This is a genomic window from Micromonospora sp. CPCC 206061 (assembly GCF_036906915.1).
Taxonomy (GTDB): domain Bacteria; phylum Actinomycetota; class Actinomycetes; order Mycobacteriales; family Micromonosporaceae; genus Phytohabitans.
Genome location: NZ_JBAKHX010000217.1, coordinates 1 through 1017, shown reverse-complemented (window position 1 = coordinate 1017; position 1017 = coordinate 1). Strand labels below are relative to the sequence as shown.

Annotated in this window: 1 protein-coding gene; it reads right to left on the bottom strand. The window is 65.0% G+C overall.

Annotated features, from left to right (window positions below):
• Positions 1 to 1017, bottom strand: a 1017-nt coding sequence (locus V6V89_RS41470) for a transglycosylase domain-containing protein (protein ID WP_334625232.1), incomplete at both ends; no start/stop codon positions are given.

Genomic DNA, 1017 nt, shown 5'->3' with positions numbered 1-1017 from the left:
GTTGATCGTCGTGGTGATCCGGTAGCCGCCCTTCTTCCACTCGGCGGCCGGGATCCCCATCTGCTCCAGCTCTTCGCGCACGTAATTCACGACGTTTCCGGTGGGCTTGTCAACGCCGCAGCCGACCTGACACTTCTTCGGGTCGTACTGCTTCACGGTCGGATACTTCGCGGCGGCCCGCTCCTCGGAGCTCAGCCACTTCTTCTCCACCATATTGCCCAGCGTGTAACCCCACCGCGCCTGCGCTTCCTGCAGGTTCATCTGCGGGTCGTAGCCCTGGTGGCCCGTCACGCTATCCGGCTCCGGCTGCTTGATCACCGAAGCCAACACCGCCGCCTCCGCCGCCGTCAGCGCCTTCGGCTGCCCCGGCTTGGTCAGAGCCGACTTGCCGAAGTAGCACTGCGCCGCCGCCTCGATGCCGTGACAACCACGACCGAAGTAGATGGCGTTGAGATAGAAACCGAGGATCTGATCCTTCGTGTACTCCTGCTCCAGCTTGCGGGCCAGCACCGCCTCGCGGATCTTCCGGTTGTAGTTGATGCCGGTCAACTCCGCGGCGTGCCGGGCATACTGCTGCGTGATCGTCGAAGCACCCTGGGTGCTGCCACCGGTGAAGTTGTTCCACGCGGCCCGCATGATGCCCTTGACGTCAATGCCCTCGTGGTCTTCGAAGTTCTTGTCCTCAGCCGCCATCACCGCGTGCTTCACCAGCGGCGAGATCTCGGCCGCCGGCACCACGGTCCGATTGAACTCACCCAACGTCGCCATCGTCGCGCCGTTTTCGAAGACGATGCTGGTGGCCTGAAGCTCGTCAGTCTTGTACTGCGGCACATCGTCGTAGAACCACGTCAAGCCGACAACCGCGCCACCCGCGAGCATGACCAGCACCGCGAACGCCGCGACGATCAGGTTGACCCGCTTGCGCCGCTTCGCCTTCTTGATCGCCGCCGGGTCGCCACCCTTGCCGCTCTTACCGCCGCGCCGTCCGGGACCGGTCGGCCCACCGGGCCCACCGGG